This window comes from Mycobacterium interjectum (assembly GCF_900078675.2).
In the GTDB taxonomy this organism is placed as follows: domain Bacteria; phylum Actinomycetota; class Actinomycetes; order Mycobacteriales; family Mycobacteriaceae; genus Mycobacterium; species Mycobacterium interjectum.
The window spans coordinates 736,379-751,254 of sequence record NZ_LT546236.1 but is presented as its reverse complement, the minus strand read 5'-3'; the positions used below and the strand labels follow the sequence as shown (position 1 = coordinate 751,254).

Here is a 14,876-nt window from a genome sequence, read left to right as displayed (position 1 = left end):
GAGCTTCCGTAGGGTCGGTGGAGTGAGCGTCACACCGGAGACGACCGTCGCCCTGGCCGACCGGTTCTTTCGCGAGTTGCCGGAGCTGGCCGTCCCCTGGCAGGCCGACGCGGCTCCCGAGGCGCGGCCGCTCGTGGTCAACGACACACTGGCCGCCGAGCTCGGCCTAGACGGCGCCTGGCTGCGCAGTCCCCGCGGGCTGCGTTTCTTGGTGGGCAACCTGGTCCCCGACGGGGCCGCTCCGGTGGCGCAGGCCTACGCCGGACACCAGTTCGGCGGCTACGTGCCGCGGCTGGGCGACGGGCGCGCATTGCTGCTCGGCGAAGTCGTCGACCGCCACGGGCGCCTGCGCGACATCCACCTGAAGGGATCCGGCCCCACGCCGTTCGCACGCGGCGGTGACGGCCTGGCCGCGGTGGGGCCGATGCTGCGCGAATACATCGTCAGCGAGGCCATGCACGCGATGGGGGTCCCCACCACGCGATCCCTGGCCGTAGTCGCCACCGGGCGCCCGGTACAGCGCGACACGCTGCTGCCCGGCGCCGTGCTCACCCGCGTCGCGAGCAGCCACCTGCGCGTCGGGAGCTTCCAATACGCCGCGTCCACCGCCGACCTCGACCTGCTGCGACGCCTGGCCGACCATGCGATCGCCCGCCACCATCCCACCGCGGCGACGGCCGACCGGCCCTACCTGGCGCTGTTCGAAGCCGTGGTCGCCGCCCAGGCATCGCTGATCGCCCGATGGATGCTGATCGGGTTCGTGCACGGCGTGATGAACACCGACAACATGACGATTTCCGGGGAAACCATTGACTACGGCCCGTGCGCCTTCATGGAGGCCTGCGACCCGGACACCGTCTTCAGCTCGATCGATTTCTGGGGTCGCTACGCCTACGGCAACCAGCCGGTCATCGCCGGCTGGAACCTCGCCCGGTTCGCGGAGGCACTGCTTCCGTTGCTCTCCGGCGACGCCGAGGAGGCCGCCGCGCTGGCCGAGCAGGCTTTCGGGGTGTTCCGGCCCACCTACGACGCCGTGTGGTCGTCGGGCATGCGCGCCAAGCTCGGCTTGTCCGAGGACGTTGCGGCACAACGGGTCACGCCGTTGGTCGACGAGCTGCTCGCCCTGCTCAAGGAGAGCCACGTCGATTACACCTCCTTCTTCCGCCACCTCGCCCACGCCGCCCGCGGGGACGCCGAGCCCGCGCGCGGGCTCTTCATCGACCTGGCCGGCTTCGACGACTGGATGTCGCGCTGGCGGGCCCTGGGCCCCGACGCCGAGGCGATGGACCGCGCCAACCCGATCTACATCCCGCGCAACCACCTCGTCGAGGAGGCGTTGGCCGCGGCGACGGCGGGCGATCTCGATCCGCTCGCGCGGCTGCTCGACGCCGTCACCGCCCCGTATCACGAACGACCGGGCCTGCAGCGCTACGCCGGCCCCGCACCGGAGGATTTCGGCGCGTACCAAACGTTCTGTGGCACCTAGGGTTCCGCTATGGCGCGACGGCGCGGCTCGCGTAGGCGGCGGATCGGGATGGGCTGACAAGCGACCCGGCCCGTGCGACAGTTCCAGGGTGGCTGCCAGCGTCGCAGTGATCGGGGTCGGGCCGGGCGGGCTCGTCGCCGCGCGTTGGCTGCTGTCACAGGGGTTCGAGCCGACGATCTTCGAGCGGGAACTCACGCTCGGCGGGCAGTGGACGGGGCTGGACGGCCGAAGCGGTGTGTGGCCGGGCATGCACACCAACAGCAGTCGCATCTTGACGGCCTTCAGCGACCTCGAGCACGAAACCGACCTTGTCTACCCCTCCAACCGCGACATCCTCGACTATCTGCGTCGCTACGCCGAAATGTTCGGGCTGACTTCGCGAATCCGGTTGGGCACACGAGTCGAACTCGTCAGGCGGGCAGCCGGACGCGACTGGATGGTGCGCCACTCCGGCGTCGAGGAGCGCTTCGACAAGGTGGTGGTGGCGACCGGCAGGTTCCATGCGCCCGCCATTCCCCCGGTGCCCGGGCTGGAGACGTTTGCCGGCTCGGCGGGAGCGACGTCGACGTACCACTACCGAGGGCCGGCTGCCTATCGGGGCAAGCGCGTTCTCGTGGCGGGCTGTGCGATCAGCGCCCTCGAGATCGCCGCGGAGCTCGCCCAACTCGGCGCGGCGCGCGTCGTCGTGACCCAGCGGCGGCAGCGGTACGTGCTGCCCAAATTTGCCGCCGGAGTCCCGTCCGATCACAGGATCTACACGCGATACGCAACGCTGGCAGACGAGACGCTGCAACCCGCCGAGGTTGACCGGCAGCTGAAGGAGATCGTGCTCGCGGCGGCGGGCAGCCCCGAGCAGTACGGCGCGCCGGCCCCCGATCCGTCCCTCTTCGCGGCCGGCGTCACCCTCAACCAGCACTACCTACCGCTCGTGGCCGAGGGCCGGATCACGGTGCGGCCCTGGATGGAGTCGGTAGGCGGCAGCGCCGTAACCTTCGCCGACGGGCACGCCGAGGAATTCGACGGGGTCGTCTTCGGCACCGGGTTCAATCTGCATTTGCCATTTCTTGACGACGACATCCGGCGCGTCCTCGACCTCGACTCGGTGCACCTGGACGCCGACCGCTACACGTTTCATCCCGACCTCCCGGGGCTGGCCTTCGTGGGTATGTGGGACCAGTCGGGCGGATACTTCGTGCCGCTCGAGCTTCAGGCCAGGTGGATCGCGTACGCGTGGGGCGGCGCCGTGCCGCCGCCCACAGAGACCGACCAGCGATTGGCGATCAAGGCTTATCGCGCACGGCGGGGGACGTCACAGAAGACACGGATGAATTTGGTGGCCGTGACCTTTGCCCGAGCCGCGGGGGTGGAGCCGAGCCCGGACAACTGGCCACACCTGAGGCGGGCCCTGCTGTTCGGTCCGCTGGCACCGAGTTGCTTTCGGCTCGAGGGCCCGGACGCGTTGGCCGATGCGCCCGCCCGGCTCGCGCGCGACGCCGCCGCCTTCGGTTCGATCACGTCGAACGCGCTGACCGAGCGTGAGCGCAGCGACGTCTCGCTCGTGCGAGCGGCCTCGACCGGTTAGATTCGCCGCCCCGGCAACGGTTTACGCCAGCTTCGCGAACTCCGCCCGCAGCTCGTCCAGGCGCCGCAGTGTCTCGTCGCGAGGTTCGGTGGGCAGTTCCACCAAAACCTGTTCCAGCCCGAGGGCAAGGTAGCCCTCGATTTCTTTCGCCGAGTGATTCCCCAAGTGGGATCCGATCACGGGTACGTCGTGGCCGGCGGTGGCGCGCAGTTCCTCGAGCTGACCCGAGAGGGCATCCGCCGACGGACTCATGGCAAGCCAGCCGGCCTTGAGCCGGGCGATCCGCTGAAAGCTCGCCGGGCCGCCGCCCAGGTACAGCGGCGGGTACGGCCGCGTGATCGGCTTCGGCCAGCTGTAGATCGGATCGAAATCGACCAACTCGCCGTGGAATTCGGCCTGCTCCTGCGTCCAGATCTCGATCATCGCCCGCAGCCGTTCCTCGACCACCCGCCCGCGCACCTTGGGATCGACGCCGTGGTTGGCGATCTCTTCGCGCAGCCAGCCCACCCCCACGCCGAAGCGAAACCGTCCCTCGGAGACCAGATCAAGGGACACGACCTCCTTGGCCGTCAGGATCGGGTCGCGCTGCGGGACCAGCGCGATCCCCGTCCCCAGGAGAAGGCTCTCGGTCGCGACCGCCGCCGCCGTCAACGCGACGAACGGATCCAGCGTCCGGTAGTACTTCCGCGGGATGGGGCCGCCCATGGGATACGGGGTCTTGGCATTGACCGGGATGTGCGAATGCTCCGCCAAGAACAGCGAGGCGAACCCGCGCTCCTCAAGTGCCCGGCCCAGCTCGACCGGGCCGATCCCCTCGTCGGTAATGAATGTCAGGACACCCAACCGCATGCTGGCTCCCATCGTCATTGCGCCTTCTGCCCGCGCGGAGTCCGGCGGGTCGCGCCCCAGAGCCCGACGCCGATGCCGACGACGGCGCCGCCCAGGCCGATCAGGCGTTGCGAAGGCTTCAACTCGTCGTGCACGCTGACCCCGCCGAGCAGGTCGGCCGCGTCGGCGCCGCCGGAGGCCAAAAACCAGCCGCGGGTGTCCTTGCCGCGCAGCGCCGCCGCCGCGAGCAGCCCCCCGATCAACGCATCGCGATAGCCCATCGAGCGCAGCAGCAGCCGCGCCGTCGGCGTCGGCTCGTCCGGATCGCCCCACCACCGATTCGCCCGGAGCGGATCGACGAGGAAAGAGATGCCCGACGCGAGACGGATGCCGCCGGCCAGGAGCGCTGCGCGATCAATCGACATGGCCGCAGCCTAGGGCCAAACGCCGCGGTGAACTACGGTTCACTGAAATTGTTGTTTTCAGTGAGCAAGAATCCACCGGCCCGGCCAAAAAAGTTACGCCCCGTTGACCGATCTCCGCAAACACGTTCCCGGGACACACATTTGCCGCATCGCACTCGATGACCTGCCCGCGACCCGGGCGAAACCTCCGAGACCAGCAATGAATGACCGCCGATGAACCGGAGCGAAACAATTGTGCATTCGTCCAATAGTGTGTCCGCGAACATCACGATGGCACACCGGCGTTTCGTTACGAAGACCGACCCGACACGGGCTTTCCGAAAGCGGTGTGGACGAACGATCAGCGGATTATTTTTGTTAACTATGACGGGACAGGGGGATCCGGCAGCACGTCCGCAGCAGTACGTCGGCCACACGGTCACACCGCGACGCAAGAAACTCGCACCCGACCCCGACGTACGCCGAGCCATCGTGGACGCCGCGTCGAAATCGGTTCGCGAGCAGGGGGTTCGGGGGCTCAGCGTCGCCACCGTTCTGGAACGCGCCCGGCTGAGCACCCGGGCGTTCTATCGGCACTTTGATTCCAAGGACCAATTGGTGGCCGCGGTCTTTCTGGAGATGACGCGCAGCGAGGTGCTGCGGCTGAAGACCAGGATGTCGGAAGCCACCGACCCCGTCGAGGCCGTGGCCGCCTGGATCGACGGTAGGCTCGACCTCGCATTCGACGAGGAGATCAAAGCGGAACTGCGCCAGGTGTCCCTGGAGGCCCAATCGAAATCGTTCTCACTTCCCGACATGGTGACGCCCGCCTACGGTGCGATCCTCGAGCCCCTCATCGAGCAGCTGCAACGCGGTCTGGAGCTCGGCCTGTTCAAGGACATCATTCCGGCGACCGCGGCGAAATCGATCCACGGCGTCGTGTGGGCCGGCACTCAGCGGCAGTGGGCGACGAATCACTGGGACCGCGACGAAGTCCGCGAACGAGCGGTCCGGTTCTGCCTGCGCGGGCTGGGCGTGGCGCCCCGCGTCATCGAGGAGCTCACCGCCAGTGACGAAGCCGCGAGCTAGTAAAAACGCGCGTCCCCTGAAATTCATGTTTTCGTCAACGGTCCCCCGGGGTACCTAACGGGTTATGACACGCCTGTATAACCGGACCAGCCTGGGCTGACGCGCATGAGTGCCCCCCTGACGCGACGGCGGAACAAGCTCGATCCCGACCCCAACGTGCGGTGCGCCATCGTGGCCGCCGCATCGAGATCCATGCACGAGCACGGCGTCCGAGGACTCAGCGTCGCGACCGTGCTGGAACACGCGCAGCTGAGCACCCGCGCGTTCTACCGGCACTTCGATTCCAAGGACCAGTTGGTCGCGGCGGTCTTCCTCGAGTTGGCCCGGCACGAAACGCAGCGGCTGAGAGGAAAAATGGCGAACACGGCCGACCCGGTCGAGGCGGTCGTCGCGTGGGTCGACGGTCGACTTGAACTCGCATTCGGTGAAGCGAGCGAGAACGGCGTACGCCGCCTTACCCTCGACGCCCACTCCAAGGGCGTCTCCTCTCCCGAGATGGTCGCGCCGGCCTACAGCGCGATACTCGAGCCGCTCGTCGAGCAACTCGAGCGCGGCCTGGAGCTCGGCGTGTTCGAGGACATCGTCCCGTTGACCGCCGCGAAGTCGATACACGGCGTGGTGTGGGCCGGCACGCAGCGGCAGTGGGCCACCCATCAATGGGACCGCAGTGTGGTCCGCGAACGGGCGCTGCGGTTCTGCCTGCGCGGACTGGGCGTTTCGCCGCACAGGATCGAGCAGGCCATCGCCCGACGCACAGCCGCCGGCTGAGTTCTACCTGGCGGGGCAGGCGGCGATTTGCGGCGACGCCGGCCACAACGCCACCGTCAACCCGAAGGCCGCGACGTCAGATCCTGCCGGCATCACGCTTTCCAGCCGCGTCTGCATTCGCTGCGTTTCTTCGGTGTGCAAGACGGCCCAGACGAAGCCGATGGACAAGTAAGGAATCGCCAGCCACAGCGCCACCTCGATCAGCGCCCCGACGCTGACCTCGTATTGCAACACGCGCCGCAGCAGGTCCATCGACATGCGAGGGTCTCACAGCAGGCGGCGGATTCGCTACCATGGCCGTCATGGCCGAGCCGTCCACGGCTGGCGACGAAACGTTCGCACTCAACCGCGCCGAGACGGTCGCCGTACCCAATTCATCGGCGGACGCCGCCGATCGCACGTCTCCGCGCGACTATGACGACGACGTCGGGGGCGAGCCCGGGGGCGACCGCCAATCCTGGAGCGCTACCTGGCGCAAGGCGGGCACGTTGCTTGCCGGTGGCCTTGCCCTCGCGGGAGCGATCGTTCTCGCCTTTTGGCTGCTGAGCCCCGATCCCAAGGCCGCTCAACCCGCCGCGCCCAAGGGCGGCGCGGCCCCGGCGCCTGCTGCCCCGTCGGCCTCAGCCGCGCCGTCGTCCATCGCCTCCACGCCGGACCAGGACAACAAGTACGTACAGAACCTGAACGACCACGGCATCTCGTTCGCCAATCCTGAGGCCGCGATCTCCAACGGCAAGATGGTGTGCAACGACATCGGTCGTGGGGTGTCGGTGCCGCAGATCGTCAACGCGTTTCACGCGAGCAACCCCGGGCTCGACGCCCAGACCTATGTGAACATCTCGGTTCACGCCTACTGCCCGCAAAACGCCAACCTCGTCGGCGGGGGGCCGTAGCGCGGCGCCGATACCCTGTACGGACCGCCGCGGAAGTGACAAACTTCGACATCGACTGTTGACGTGTCGTTGAAACCAAGGAATGCAAACGGTGCGATATTGATTGGACGTGGCGTTACCCGGGGAAGCCCGGCAGGGGGTAGACGTGGTCCGCGAAGTGGCAGCACCCTTGCCGCGCATCCGGGAGTCATAGGAGGCGGCGCATGAGTGTCGAGGGCCGCGACGTCCCCACCGGGTCGGTGCCTCGCCACGTACCACGGCCGGTTCGCCGAAGGCAGACGCCCGCCGGAGTCCTCGTTGCGGCCGCAGCCTTCGCCGCGGCCGCGCTGGCCGGTCTCATCTCCGTGGGCGTGTACCTGTCACGCGACAAATCGGCGACATCGCCGGGTCCGCAGACCGTAACGATCAGCGCATCGTCGGCGGCGACGGCCCCGGCCGACGGAGCGGATGCCCAATTCCTGTCCATGTTGGACAGCTACGGCATCAAGGACAACGGCAAGGCCGCGATCCGGCAGCGGTTCATGGAGCTGGGCCACCACACCTGTTTTCTGCTGTTGCCACCGCGGCCCCAGTCACTCGAGTTGACGGTGAACAACATCTTGTCCGCCCAGGACCAGGACAACGCCGCCGGCAATCGGTGGCCGATGCGTTTCAGCCATGACGACGCGGAGCATTTGGCGCAGTCCGCTGTCGCCGCGTATTGCCCAAGCGCGCAGAAGTAGGCCGCGGGAATGGCCTCTCGCCGCTGGAAGTCGTTGTCGGCGAACAAGCTAGCGTCCGGGTTTCCCCACCTTCGCGGGCCGTGGAGCACTGCCGTACAGGCGCAAGGCCTGGGCCGCGGCGGTGGCCACTTCGCCACGCAGATCCGAGATCGGTGGACTGCCGCGCAGGTGGATCGAGTTGGAGAGCAGCACCACGTAGGTGTCTGAGCCGGGGTCCATCCACAGCGTCGTTCCGGTGAAGCCGGTGTTCCCGAAGCTGCCGACGGGAAAGACGGTGCCCCGCGGCCGGGAAAAGCCCGTATCGATGTCCCAGCCGAAGCCGAACAGGTTCTGTCCGCTGATCGCCGGGTAGTTGGTGGTCCGGGCGGCGTGGTTGGCCGCTTCGAGCTGGTGCCCGGTGTGTCCCGGTTGCTGGGGAGTCGTCATCAACTCCAGAGTCGCGGGCAGTAGGGGAAACGCGCTTGGGCGGCCCGCAAGCCGATCGAGCAGGGCCTGCGCAAAGCTGCCGACGTCGTGCGCCGTGGCGAACACCCCGGCGTTCCCGGCCACTCCCCCCATGCGGCGCGCCGTCGGGTCGTGCACGGTGCCACGAAGCAGGTAGCCATAATCCGGGTTTTTGCTCGGATCGGCCCGGCTTTCCTCGTCGAGGGCTGTCGGCGCGATGCGCGGCAACAGGCCGGCGTTCCACTCCCCCGCGGGACACGTTTCGGGCTCGCGCCCCGTCGGCAGGGCAGCCCAGGCAACCGCAGAGCCTCGAATCCCGTGCGGGCCACAGGCTTTGGCCGGGGGCAGATAGCGGGTTTCGTTCATGCCAAGCGGCGCAAACACGTTTTGCTGAACGTAGACGTCTTCTGCCTCGCCGGTGACTTTTTCGAGCAGCGCGCCAAGCAGGATGTAGTTGATGTCGGAGTACCGGAAAACCGCGCCGGGACCCGACTGCAGCGGCGTGCTGAGCGCGCGGTGGATGCCCTCTGTTTTGTCGGCGCCGGCCAATCCCCACGGGTCGCCCAGGCTCACGTCTATCCCCTCGCCCGAGGTATTCGTGAGCAACATCCGGACCGTCACCTCGGCGCGCTGTGGATCGTTCGCCGGGTTGAAGTCCGGCAGATACTTCTGCACGGGATCGTCGAACGCAACCTTGCCTTGTTCGTACAGCTGCATGACGGCAGTCGCGGTGGCGAGACACTTTGTCAGCGAGGCCAAATCGAAGATCGTGTCCTCAGTCATCGGCTCCGCGGGCGCGGGCGACCCGTCCAGCCCCGGTTCGCCGGCAAGCTTGCGCGAGCCATAAGCCCGGTGAAAGACGACCTTGCCGCCGTGCCCGATCACCACCACCGCACCCGGCAGCCGCCGCGCCGCGATCGCGTCGTTCATCAGCGTGGAGACGGCGGCGAATTCGGGTGCCGGAGGTTCGGGTGGCGCATGCAACACCGGCGGCACCTGCTGCACCGACGGCACCGGCTGCACCTGCTGCACTTGCGGTTCCCGTGGCGCCTCGCTGGCCGCCGTACGCGCCGCATCGCCGGGCGAGAAAGCCGCGGCGACGGCAAGCGAGACGGCGCCGACGGCAGCGACCTTTCGCACCGATTGCTTACCGGGCATGCCGCAAGCGTAAGTCGGNCCCGCCGCCGCCGCGACCGTGCTGCCGGTGACGACCGCGGAACTCGGTGCGAGCTGGCGGCCGGGCTGCCCGGTCGAACCCGCGCAGCTCAGGCGGGTCGACGTCGAGCACATCGGTTTTGACGGCCAGACACACCGCGGCGAGTTGATCGTGTACCAAGACCTGGTGCCGGAGGTCATCGCGATCTTCGAGGAGCTTTACCGGCTGGGTTTTCCCATCGAGAAGATCCGCACGGTCGACCACTACCCGGGCGCCGACGATGAGCTGTCCATGGCGGACAACAACACTTCGGCGTTCAATTGCCGAGGCATCCCGGGATCCCATCAATGGTCTCCGCACGCGTTCGGCCGGGCCATCGATCTCAACCCGCGTCTTAACCCGTGCATCTACTCCGGCGGCGCATTCGAACCGAAGAACGCGGCGGCCTACCTGGACCGCGCCCGCGCCGACCCGGGACTCCTCCGCGACGGCGACCCCGCCGTTCGGGCCTTCACCGACCGGGGCTGGCGGTGGGGCGGCGACTGGACGACTCCCGTCGACTATCAGCATTTCGAGCGGCCCTGAGCCGTCAGGGGCCGGCGGCGCCAGGCGCGCTCACATGCGCCCAGGGCCGGTGGGGCCGATCCCTGAGGTAGCCACGCTGCCAATTCCACTGCGGGTGCACACGAAGGAAGTCCTCGGCGACGAACTCGGCGCCGTCGGCTCGACCGAACCTCGCCCACAAGCTCATCGACTCGACATCGGCGGCCGTGACAACCTTGCCGTCGACCGATCCGTGCGGGGTGAACGCGGTCACGTTGCTGAACTGACACGGATCGGCGTCGTAGTGCGCGCAGATTGTCCGGGCAGACGGTTGCGCGTAGCCCAGGTAGGGGTCGAACGTGTCACCGAGCATCCGCCGGGCGGTCTCGGTATCGATGTGGCCGGCGTGCTCGGCAAGGAGCTGTTGCCAGCGGACCTCCCGTGCCCCGTCGGGCGACCGAATATCGCTAAACCCTGTCGCTCGGCACTCGAGGTTGCGGATCCGCGGGTCCCACGGAGCATTGTCGCCCCAGAAGTAGCCGTCCGTCTTGCGCAACAGGCTCTGATACAGCAAACCCTGCTCGTAGCGGGCGATCTCACCGGATTTGACGTCGCCGATCAACCACGAACAGGCGTACCCGCCGTTGTTGTCGGTGTTGAGTATCTCGACCCAGTGGTCGATATCGCGAGCGTACTGGCATGCCCTGCGCGCGCGAACGAACTCCGGTACCAGAGTTTCGTCATAACCTTTGGATCCGTCGTACCCGCTGATCGTCGTCTCGCTGATGGCCAGCCCCGCGCCGGTCAGCCAGAAGTCGGTCATGCTGGCGATCCAGCCGGGGGCGGTCTGCATGACCATTCGGTTGCCGTCGTCGGGCGTCAGGTCCAAGATGACGTTCTCGAACTGTCCCTGCCAGAAGTCGGTAAAGCTGGTGTGCCCCATCACGATTGATCCGTCGGCGGTCGCGCTGCCCGTGGCAACGAAGGCGCTGCAGTGGCTGCCTTGCAGGCCGATCGGCGCGACGGCGCCATAGCGATCGGCGTGTTTCGGCCACCAATAACCGGTGAGTTCCATCCAGTCGTTCAGGCCGAGCACGTCTTCGAACGTCGCGGGGACCCCCGCCGCGGTCAGCCCGGCGGCGACGCCTTCCATCTCCTCGCGCAGCTCGCCGGGGATCTTGTCGGCATGCAACTCGCTGGCCCTGTCGACGAAGAAGTCGTAGTCCATGCCGAGGTGGTGGTAAGTCATCTCCCGATAAACGCGGATTGAGTCCGCGTACTCGCCGGCGACGAGATACCCGTACTGGAACCCGCGCGCCGCCGGCGCCCCGTTGACCACGACGTGGACCCACCCGTCGATCTCCCGGCGCGACGCCTGGTCGAGCCATTCCCGCTGTTGGGCGGTGAGTGAGGCACGCGGGGTCTCGGCCGGTCCGCGCAACTGGCGGACGTTTCGGTACGGTTCGGGGCTTGAGTTTTGCGGGTCGGTGCTCATCTGCTCTTTCGGTAGGTCAGCGGTCAACCCATGGCTTACCCAGATTGGGCCCCGAATCACAAACCTTCGGCCTATACGTCGTAGTACAGCGCGAACTCGTACGGGGTCGGCCGCAGGTTGACGGGGGCGATCTCGTAATCGCGCTTGTAGCTGATCCACGTCTCGATCAGGTCGGGCGTGAACACACCGCCCTCGGTGAGGTATTCGCTGTCTTCCTCCAGCCGGTCGATCACCACGGACAGCTGCGTGGGCGCCTGCGGGATTTCCGCGGCCTCCTCCGGCGGCAGCTCGTAGAGGTCCTTGTCGACCGGCGGAGGCGGTTCGATCTTGTTCTTGATGCCGTCCAACCCGGCCATCAGCTGGGCCGCGAAGGACAGATATGGGTTGCCCGAGGCATCGGGGCAACGGAACTCCAGCCGCTTGGTTTTCGGGTTGTTGCCGGTGATCGGGATGCGCACGCACGCCGAGCGGTTGCGCTGGCTGTAGACCAGGTTGATGGGAGCCTCGTACCCCGGAACCAGGCGCTTGTAGGAATTGACCGTGGGGTTGGTGAACGCCAGCAACGACGGCGCGTGGTAGAGCAGGCCGCCGATGTAGTGCCGCGCGGTGTCCGACAGGCCGGCGTAGCCGGTCTCGTCGTACATCAGCGGGACACCGTCCTTCCACAGCGACTGGTGGCAGTGCATGCCGGAGCCGTTGTCGCCGAACAGTGGCTTGGGCATGAACGTCACGGTCTTGCCGGCCTGCCACGCAGTTTGCTTGACGACGTACTTGAACATCTGATGATCGTCGGCCGCGTGCAGCAGCGTGTTGAACTGGTAGTTGATCTCGGCCTGACCGCCGCTGCCCACTTCGTGGTGGCCCTTCTCCAGGGAAAAGCCGGCGTTGGTCAGGTGGGTGAGCATCTCGTCGCGCAGGTCGACGTAGTGGTCGGTGGGGGCCACCGGGAAATAGCCGCCCTTGGGACGGACCTTGTAGCCGAGGTTGGGGCCCCCGTCGGACTCGGCCTCCGCGCCGGTGTTCCACCACCCCGATGTCGCGTCCACCTTGTAGAACGCGGTGTCCGTGCGCGAGTCGAAGCTGACCGAGTCGAAGATGTAGAACTCGGCTTCCGGGCCGAAGTAAGCGGTGTCGGCGACGCCGGAGGCGATCAGGTAGTTCTCCGCCTTGCGGGCAACGTTGCGCGGATCGCGCGAGTACACCTCGAGGGTGAACGGGTCGTGCACAAAGAAGTTCAGGTTCAGCGTCTTGGCGGCACGGAACGGGTCGATCGTCGCGGTTTCCGGATCGGGAAGCAGCAGCATGTCGGACTCGTGGATCGATTGAAACCCGCGAATCGAGGAGCCGTCGAAAGCCAGGCCCTCTTCGAACACGTTCTCGCCGAAGGCGTAGATCGGAATCGTGAAGTGCTGCATGGTTCCTGGCAGGTCGCAAAATCGCACGTCGACGTACTCGATGTTCCCGTCCCTGGCTAATTTGAAGATATCGTCGGGTGTCTTTTCGGACACAGAATGCTCCTTTGCGCAAGACGTTTCACGTGCGACGGCAGTGGTGCGATGGCTCTCTTTACGCCACATCTATTTCGTCCGCGTGACGAGCTCAAGTCGAACCTGTTGCGTCACAGTAAGACCCGGGCTTTCTCCGGTGGCACATTCCGGCTTGGTGGCCGATAGTTCTAGGAATGAAGGCCGTTGCCGCGAGGGACCCCGGTGACACACGAGCGAGGCCATCCCGCGAAATGGGAGAGGTTTTCCAATTTCATCGCGAGATCATCGTCGGCGGCGACGACCCACTGTCGAAGACGATCGCCGAGGAGCTCCGAGGCGCCGGCGCGCGGATCATCAAGATCAACACCGCCGCCGATCTGCTCGGTGCCGGGGTTCATCGCGCACGCGCCGTCGTCTGTGCCGGGCCCAACGATGCGGTCAACCTCGAAATCGCATTATTGGCAAGGGAATACAGCCCGAACGTTCGCGTGGTTGCGCGCCTGGCCAACGACGTGCTGCGCGAGGCGGTGACCGCCGTCAGCGGCCCGGGCGCGATCCTGGACGTCGCCGACCTCGCGACGCCCTCCCTCGTCGAGGCTGTGCTGTCGCGCAATGCGCACCAGTTCGAGACGGCCGGCATCGAGTTTGTTGTCTGGGGAGCCGAGGCGCCGTACGACGCGACACTGCGCGAGATCTACGCCGACCTGGCCCCCGTGGCGGTGGTCCACGGTAAGAATTCACCGACCCCGGGCGAGGTGGTGCCCTGCCCGGGACGGGATCTGCGGGTCTACGCCGGGGACTGGACGTCGATGATCGGCGTCAAAGACGAGTTGGAGGCCCGGGGTATCACCGTGCCTCCGCCGCCCGTGACGCGCTCTCGCCACTCCCGGCTGCGACGCGGCATCGACGCCGCGCGCGCCATGCGCGACGACGTGAACCCCATGCTGGTGCCCTCGTTGGCCTTCGCACTGTTCCTCACGCTCGGCTCGACGGCCCTGGTGCACTTCACCTACCGGAACCCGCGGATGTCATGGGTCGATGCCCTGTACTTCGCGTCCGAGACGATTACCACCGTGGGCTACGGCGATTTCAGCTTCGCCCAGCAATCCACATCCCTGCGACTGTTCGGCGTTGCGTTGATGTTCGGCGGCGCGAGCGTGACCGCCATCCTGGTCGCCTTCCTCGCCGACCTGCTGCTGTCGCGCCGCTTCGTGCAGACGGCCGGCCTCCGCCGGGCACGCCACATGCGCGACCACGTCGTCGTCGTCGGACTGGGGTCCATCGGCGTCCGCGTCGTCCGCGATCTCAGCGCTGCCGGATACGACGTCCTCGTCATCGAGCCGGACGAGAACAACCGCTTCCTGCAGACCGTGGCCGAACTCGATGTGCCGGTGATCTTCGGGGATTCGACGATGCGCCAGACGCTGGAATCGGCGCGCGTCGATCGCGCCCGCGGAGTGGCGGTGGTGACCCAGGACGACATGGAGAACATCGAGACCGGGATCGTCTTGCTGGAGATCCTGGGATCCGACACCAAGGTTCCGATCGTCATGCGCGTCCAGGGCCGCGCGTTGGGCACGGCGGTGAATCGGCGGTTCGGCTTCGAAAACGTGCGGTCGATCGTCGACCTCGCGGCCCCCTGGTTCATCGGCGCGGCGATGGGTTTGCACGTGCTCGGGACGTTTTGGGTCGGGCAGCGCTCCTTCATGGTCGGCGGAATGCTGGTGGCGCCGGGTAGCGAGCTGGACGGGCTGCGGATGGTGGAACTGTCCACCCAAACCCGCGTCATCGCGATCACGCGACCGGAAGGGCCGGTGAGGTTGCGTCCCCGCCGCGACGCCCGACTGAAGGCCGGCGACACCGTCTACATCATCGGCCCATACCGCGAGCTGATCACCACGCTGCGCAAGGGCCAGCCGCCACCGCAGACCGCGGTCAACGGTGAGCGCGCCGCGACCCTGGCGGCGGCGCGTGCGGCG

Annotated in this window: 13 protein-coding genes and 1 pseudogene; 8 read left to right on the top strand and 6 right to left on the bottom strand. The window is 67.1% G+C overall.

Annotated features, from left to right (window positions below; translation table 11 throughout):
* The first annotated feature begins 22 nt into the window (after positions 1 to 22).
* Together BN4348_RS33630 and BN4348_RS33625 are read left to right on the top strand one after the other, a co-directional pair.
* Positions 23 to 1,486, top strand: a complete 1,464-nt coding sequence (locus tag BN4348_RS33630; protein ID WP_066908944.1) for a protein adenylyltransferase SelO — start codon at positions 23 to 25, stop codon at positions 1,484 to 1,486.
* 88 nt (positions 1,487 to 1,574) lie between these two features.
* Complete coding sequence (locus BN4348_RS33625) at positions 1,575 to 3,068, top strand: flavin-containing monooxygenase (protein WP_066908941.1); 1,494 nt, start codon at positions 1,575 to 1,577, stop codon at positions 3,066 to 3,068.
* A gap of 21 nt (positions 3,069 to 3,089) precedes the next feature.
* Here BN4348_RS33625 and BN4348_RS33620 read toward each other — a convergent pair whose 3' ends face one another.
* Positions 3,090 to 3,917 (bottom strand): LLM class F420-dependent oxidoreductase, encoded by an 828-nt coding sequence (locus tag BN4348_RS33620; protein ID WP_066909008.1) that lies wholly within the window; start codon positions 3,915 to 3,917, stop codon positions 3,090 to 3,092.
* A 14-nt stretch (positions 3,918 to 3,931) separates the two neighbouring features.
* Positions 3,932 to 4,321, bottom strand: coding sequence for a DUF4267 domain-containing protein (locus tag BN4348_RS33615; RefSeq protein ID WP_066908938.1), 390 nt, complete (start codon positions 4,319 to 4,321; stop codon positions 3,932 to 3,934).
* A 363-nt stretch (positions 4,322 to 4,684) separates the two neighbouring features.
* Here BN4348_RS33615 and BN4348_RS33610 point away from each other — a divergent pair, with 363 nt between their 5' ends.
* Positions 4,685 to 5,389, top strand: coding sequence for a TetR/AcrR family transcriptional regulator (locus BN4348_RS33610; RefSeq protein WP_096866064.1), 705 nt, complete (start codon positions 4,685 to 4,687; stop codon positions 5,387 to 5,389).
* 105 nt (positions 5,390 to 5,494) lie between these two features.
* A complete protein-coding gene (locus BN4348_RS33605; RefSeq protein ID WP_066908935.1) occupies positions 5,495 to 6,157 on the top strand; it encodes a TetR/AcrR family transcriptional regulator in 663 nt (220 codons plus the stop codon).
* A 3-nt stretch (positions 6,158 to 6,160) separates the two neighbouring features.
* Here the strand turns inward: BN4348_RS33605 and BN4348_RS33600 are convergent, their stop codons facing one another.
* A complete protein-coding gene (locus tag BN4348_RS33600; protein WP_066908932.1) occupies positions 6,161 to 6,415 on the bottom strand; it encodes a hypothetical protein in 255 nt (84 codons plus the stop codon).
* Between the two features lie 44 nt (positions 6,416 to 6,459).
* Here BN4348_RS33600 and BN4348_RS33595 point away from each other — a divergent pair, with 44 nt between their 5' ends.
* The gene (locus BN4348_RS33595) at positions 6,460 to 7,050 is read left to right on the top strand and encodes a DUF732 domain-containing protein (RefSeq protein WP_160040287.1); all 591 of its coding nucleotides are present in this window, start codon (positions 6,460 to 6,462) and stop codon (positions 7,048 to 7,050) included.
* A gap of 203 nt (positions 7,051 to 7,253) precedes the next feature.
* The gene (locus BN4348_RS33590) at positions 7,254 to 7,772 is read left to right on the top strand and encodes a DUF732 domain-containing protein (protein WP_084453953.1); all 519 of its coding nucleotides are present in this window, start codon (positions 7,254 to 7,256) and stop codon (positions 7,770 to 7,772) included.
* Between the two features lie 48 nt (positions 7,773 to 7,820).
* Here BN4348_RS33590 and BN4348_RS33585 read toward each other — a convergent pair whose 3' ends face one another.
* Entirely contained in the window at positions 7,821 to 9,146 is a 1,326-nt protein-coding gene (locus tag BN4348_RS33585) for a serine hydrolase domain-containing protein (RefSeq protein ID WP_066909002.1), read from the bottom strand.
* A gap of 253 nt (positions 9,147 to 9,399) precedes the next feature.
* Here BN4348_RS33585 and BN4348_RS33580 point away from each other — a divergent pair.
* Positions 9,400 to 9,957, top strand: a pseudogene (locus BN4348_RS33580) (M15 family metallopeptidase); the annotation flags it as partial.
* A gap of 4 nt (positions 9,958 to 9,961) precedes the next feature.
* On the opposite strand, the gene BN4348_RS33575 reads toward BN4348_RS33580, so the two are convergent.
* Positions 9,962 to 11,410, bottom strand: coding sequence for a C45 family autoproteolytic acyltransferase/hydolase (locus tag BN4348_RS33575; protein WP_084453951.1), 1,449 nt, complete (start codon positions 11,408 to 11,410; stop codon positions 9,962 to 9,964).
* Positions 11,411 to 11,481: 71 nt separating this feature from the next.
* Positions 11,482 to 12,918 (bottom strand): type I glutamate--ammonia ligase, encoded by a 1,437-nt coding sequence (glnA, locus tag BN4348_RS33570; RefSeq protein WP_066908922.1) that lies wholly within the window; start codon positions 12,916 to 12,918, stop codon positions 11,482 to 11,484.
* A 230-nt stretch (positions 12,919 to 13,148) separates the two neighbouring features.
* On the opposite strand from glnA, the gene BN4348_RS33565 reads away from it, so the two are divergent.
* The coding region (locus BN4348_RS33565; RefSeq protein ID WP_066908919.1) for an NAD-binding protein at positions 13,149 to 14,876 on the top strand (1,728 nt) is incomplete at its 3' end.

Coding starts and splice junctions, on each gene's coding strand:
- BN4348_RS33595 (WP_160040287.1), top strand. CDS start 6,460: ATGGCCGAGCCGTCCACGGCTGGCGACGAAACGTTCGCACTCAACCGC.
- BN4348_RS33590 (WP_084453953.1), top strand. CDS start 7,254: ATGAGTGTCGAGGGCCGCGACGTCCCCACCGGGTCGGTGCCTCGCCAC.
- BN4348_RS33600 (WP_066908932.1), bottom strand. CDS start 6,415: ATGTCGATGGACCTGCTGCGGCGCGTGTTGCAATACGAGGTCAGCGTC.
- BN4348_RS33575 (WP_084453951.1), bottom strand. CDS start 11,410: ATGAGCACCGACCCGCAAAACTCAAGCCCCGAACCGTACCGAAACGTC.
- BN4348_RS33610 (WP_096866064.1), top strand. CDS start 4,685: ATGACGGGACAGGGGGATCCGGCAGCACGTCCGCAGCAGTACGTCGGC.
- BN4348_RS33615 (WP_066908938.1), bottom strand. CDS start 4,321: ATGTCGATTGATCGCGCAGCGCTCCTGGCCGGCGGCATCCGTCTCGCG.
- BN4348_RS33585 (WP_066909002.1), bottom strand. CDS start 9,146: ATGAACGACGCGATCGCGGCGCGGCGGCTGCCGGGTGCGGTGGTGGTG.
- BN4348_RS33620 (WP_066909008.1), bottom strand. CDS start 3,917: ATGCGGTTGGGTGTCCTGACATTCATTACCGACGAGGGGATCGGCCCG.
- BN4348_RS33605 (WP_066908935.1), top strand. CDS start 5,495: ATGAGTGCCCCCCTGACGCGACGGCGGAACAAGCTCGATCCCGACCCC.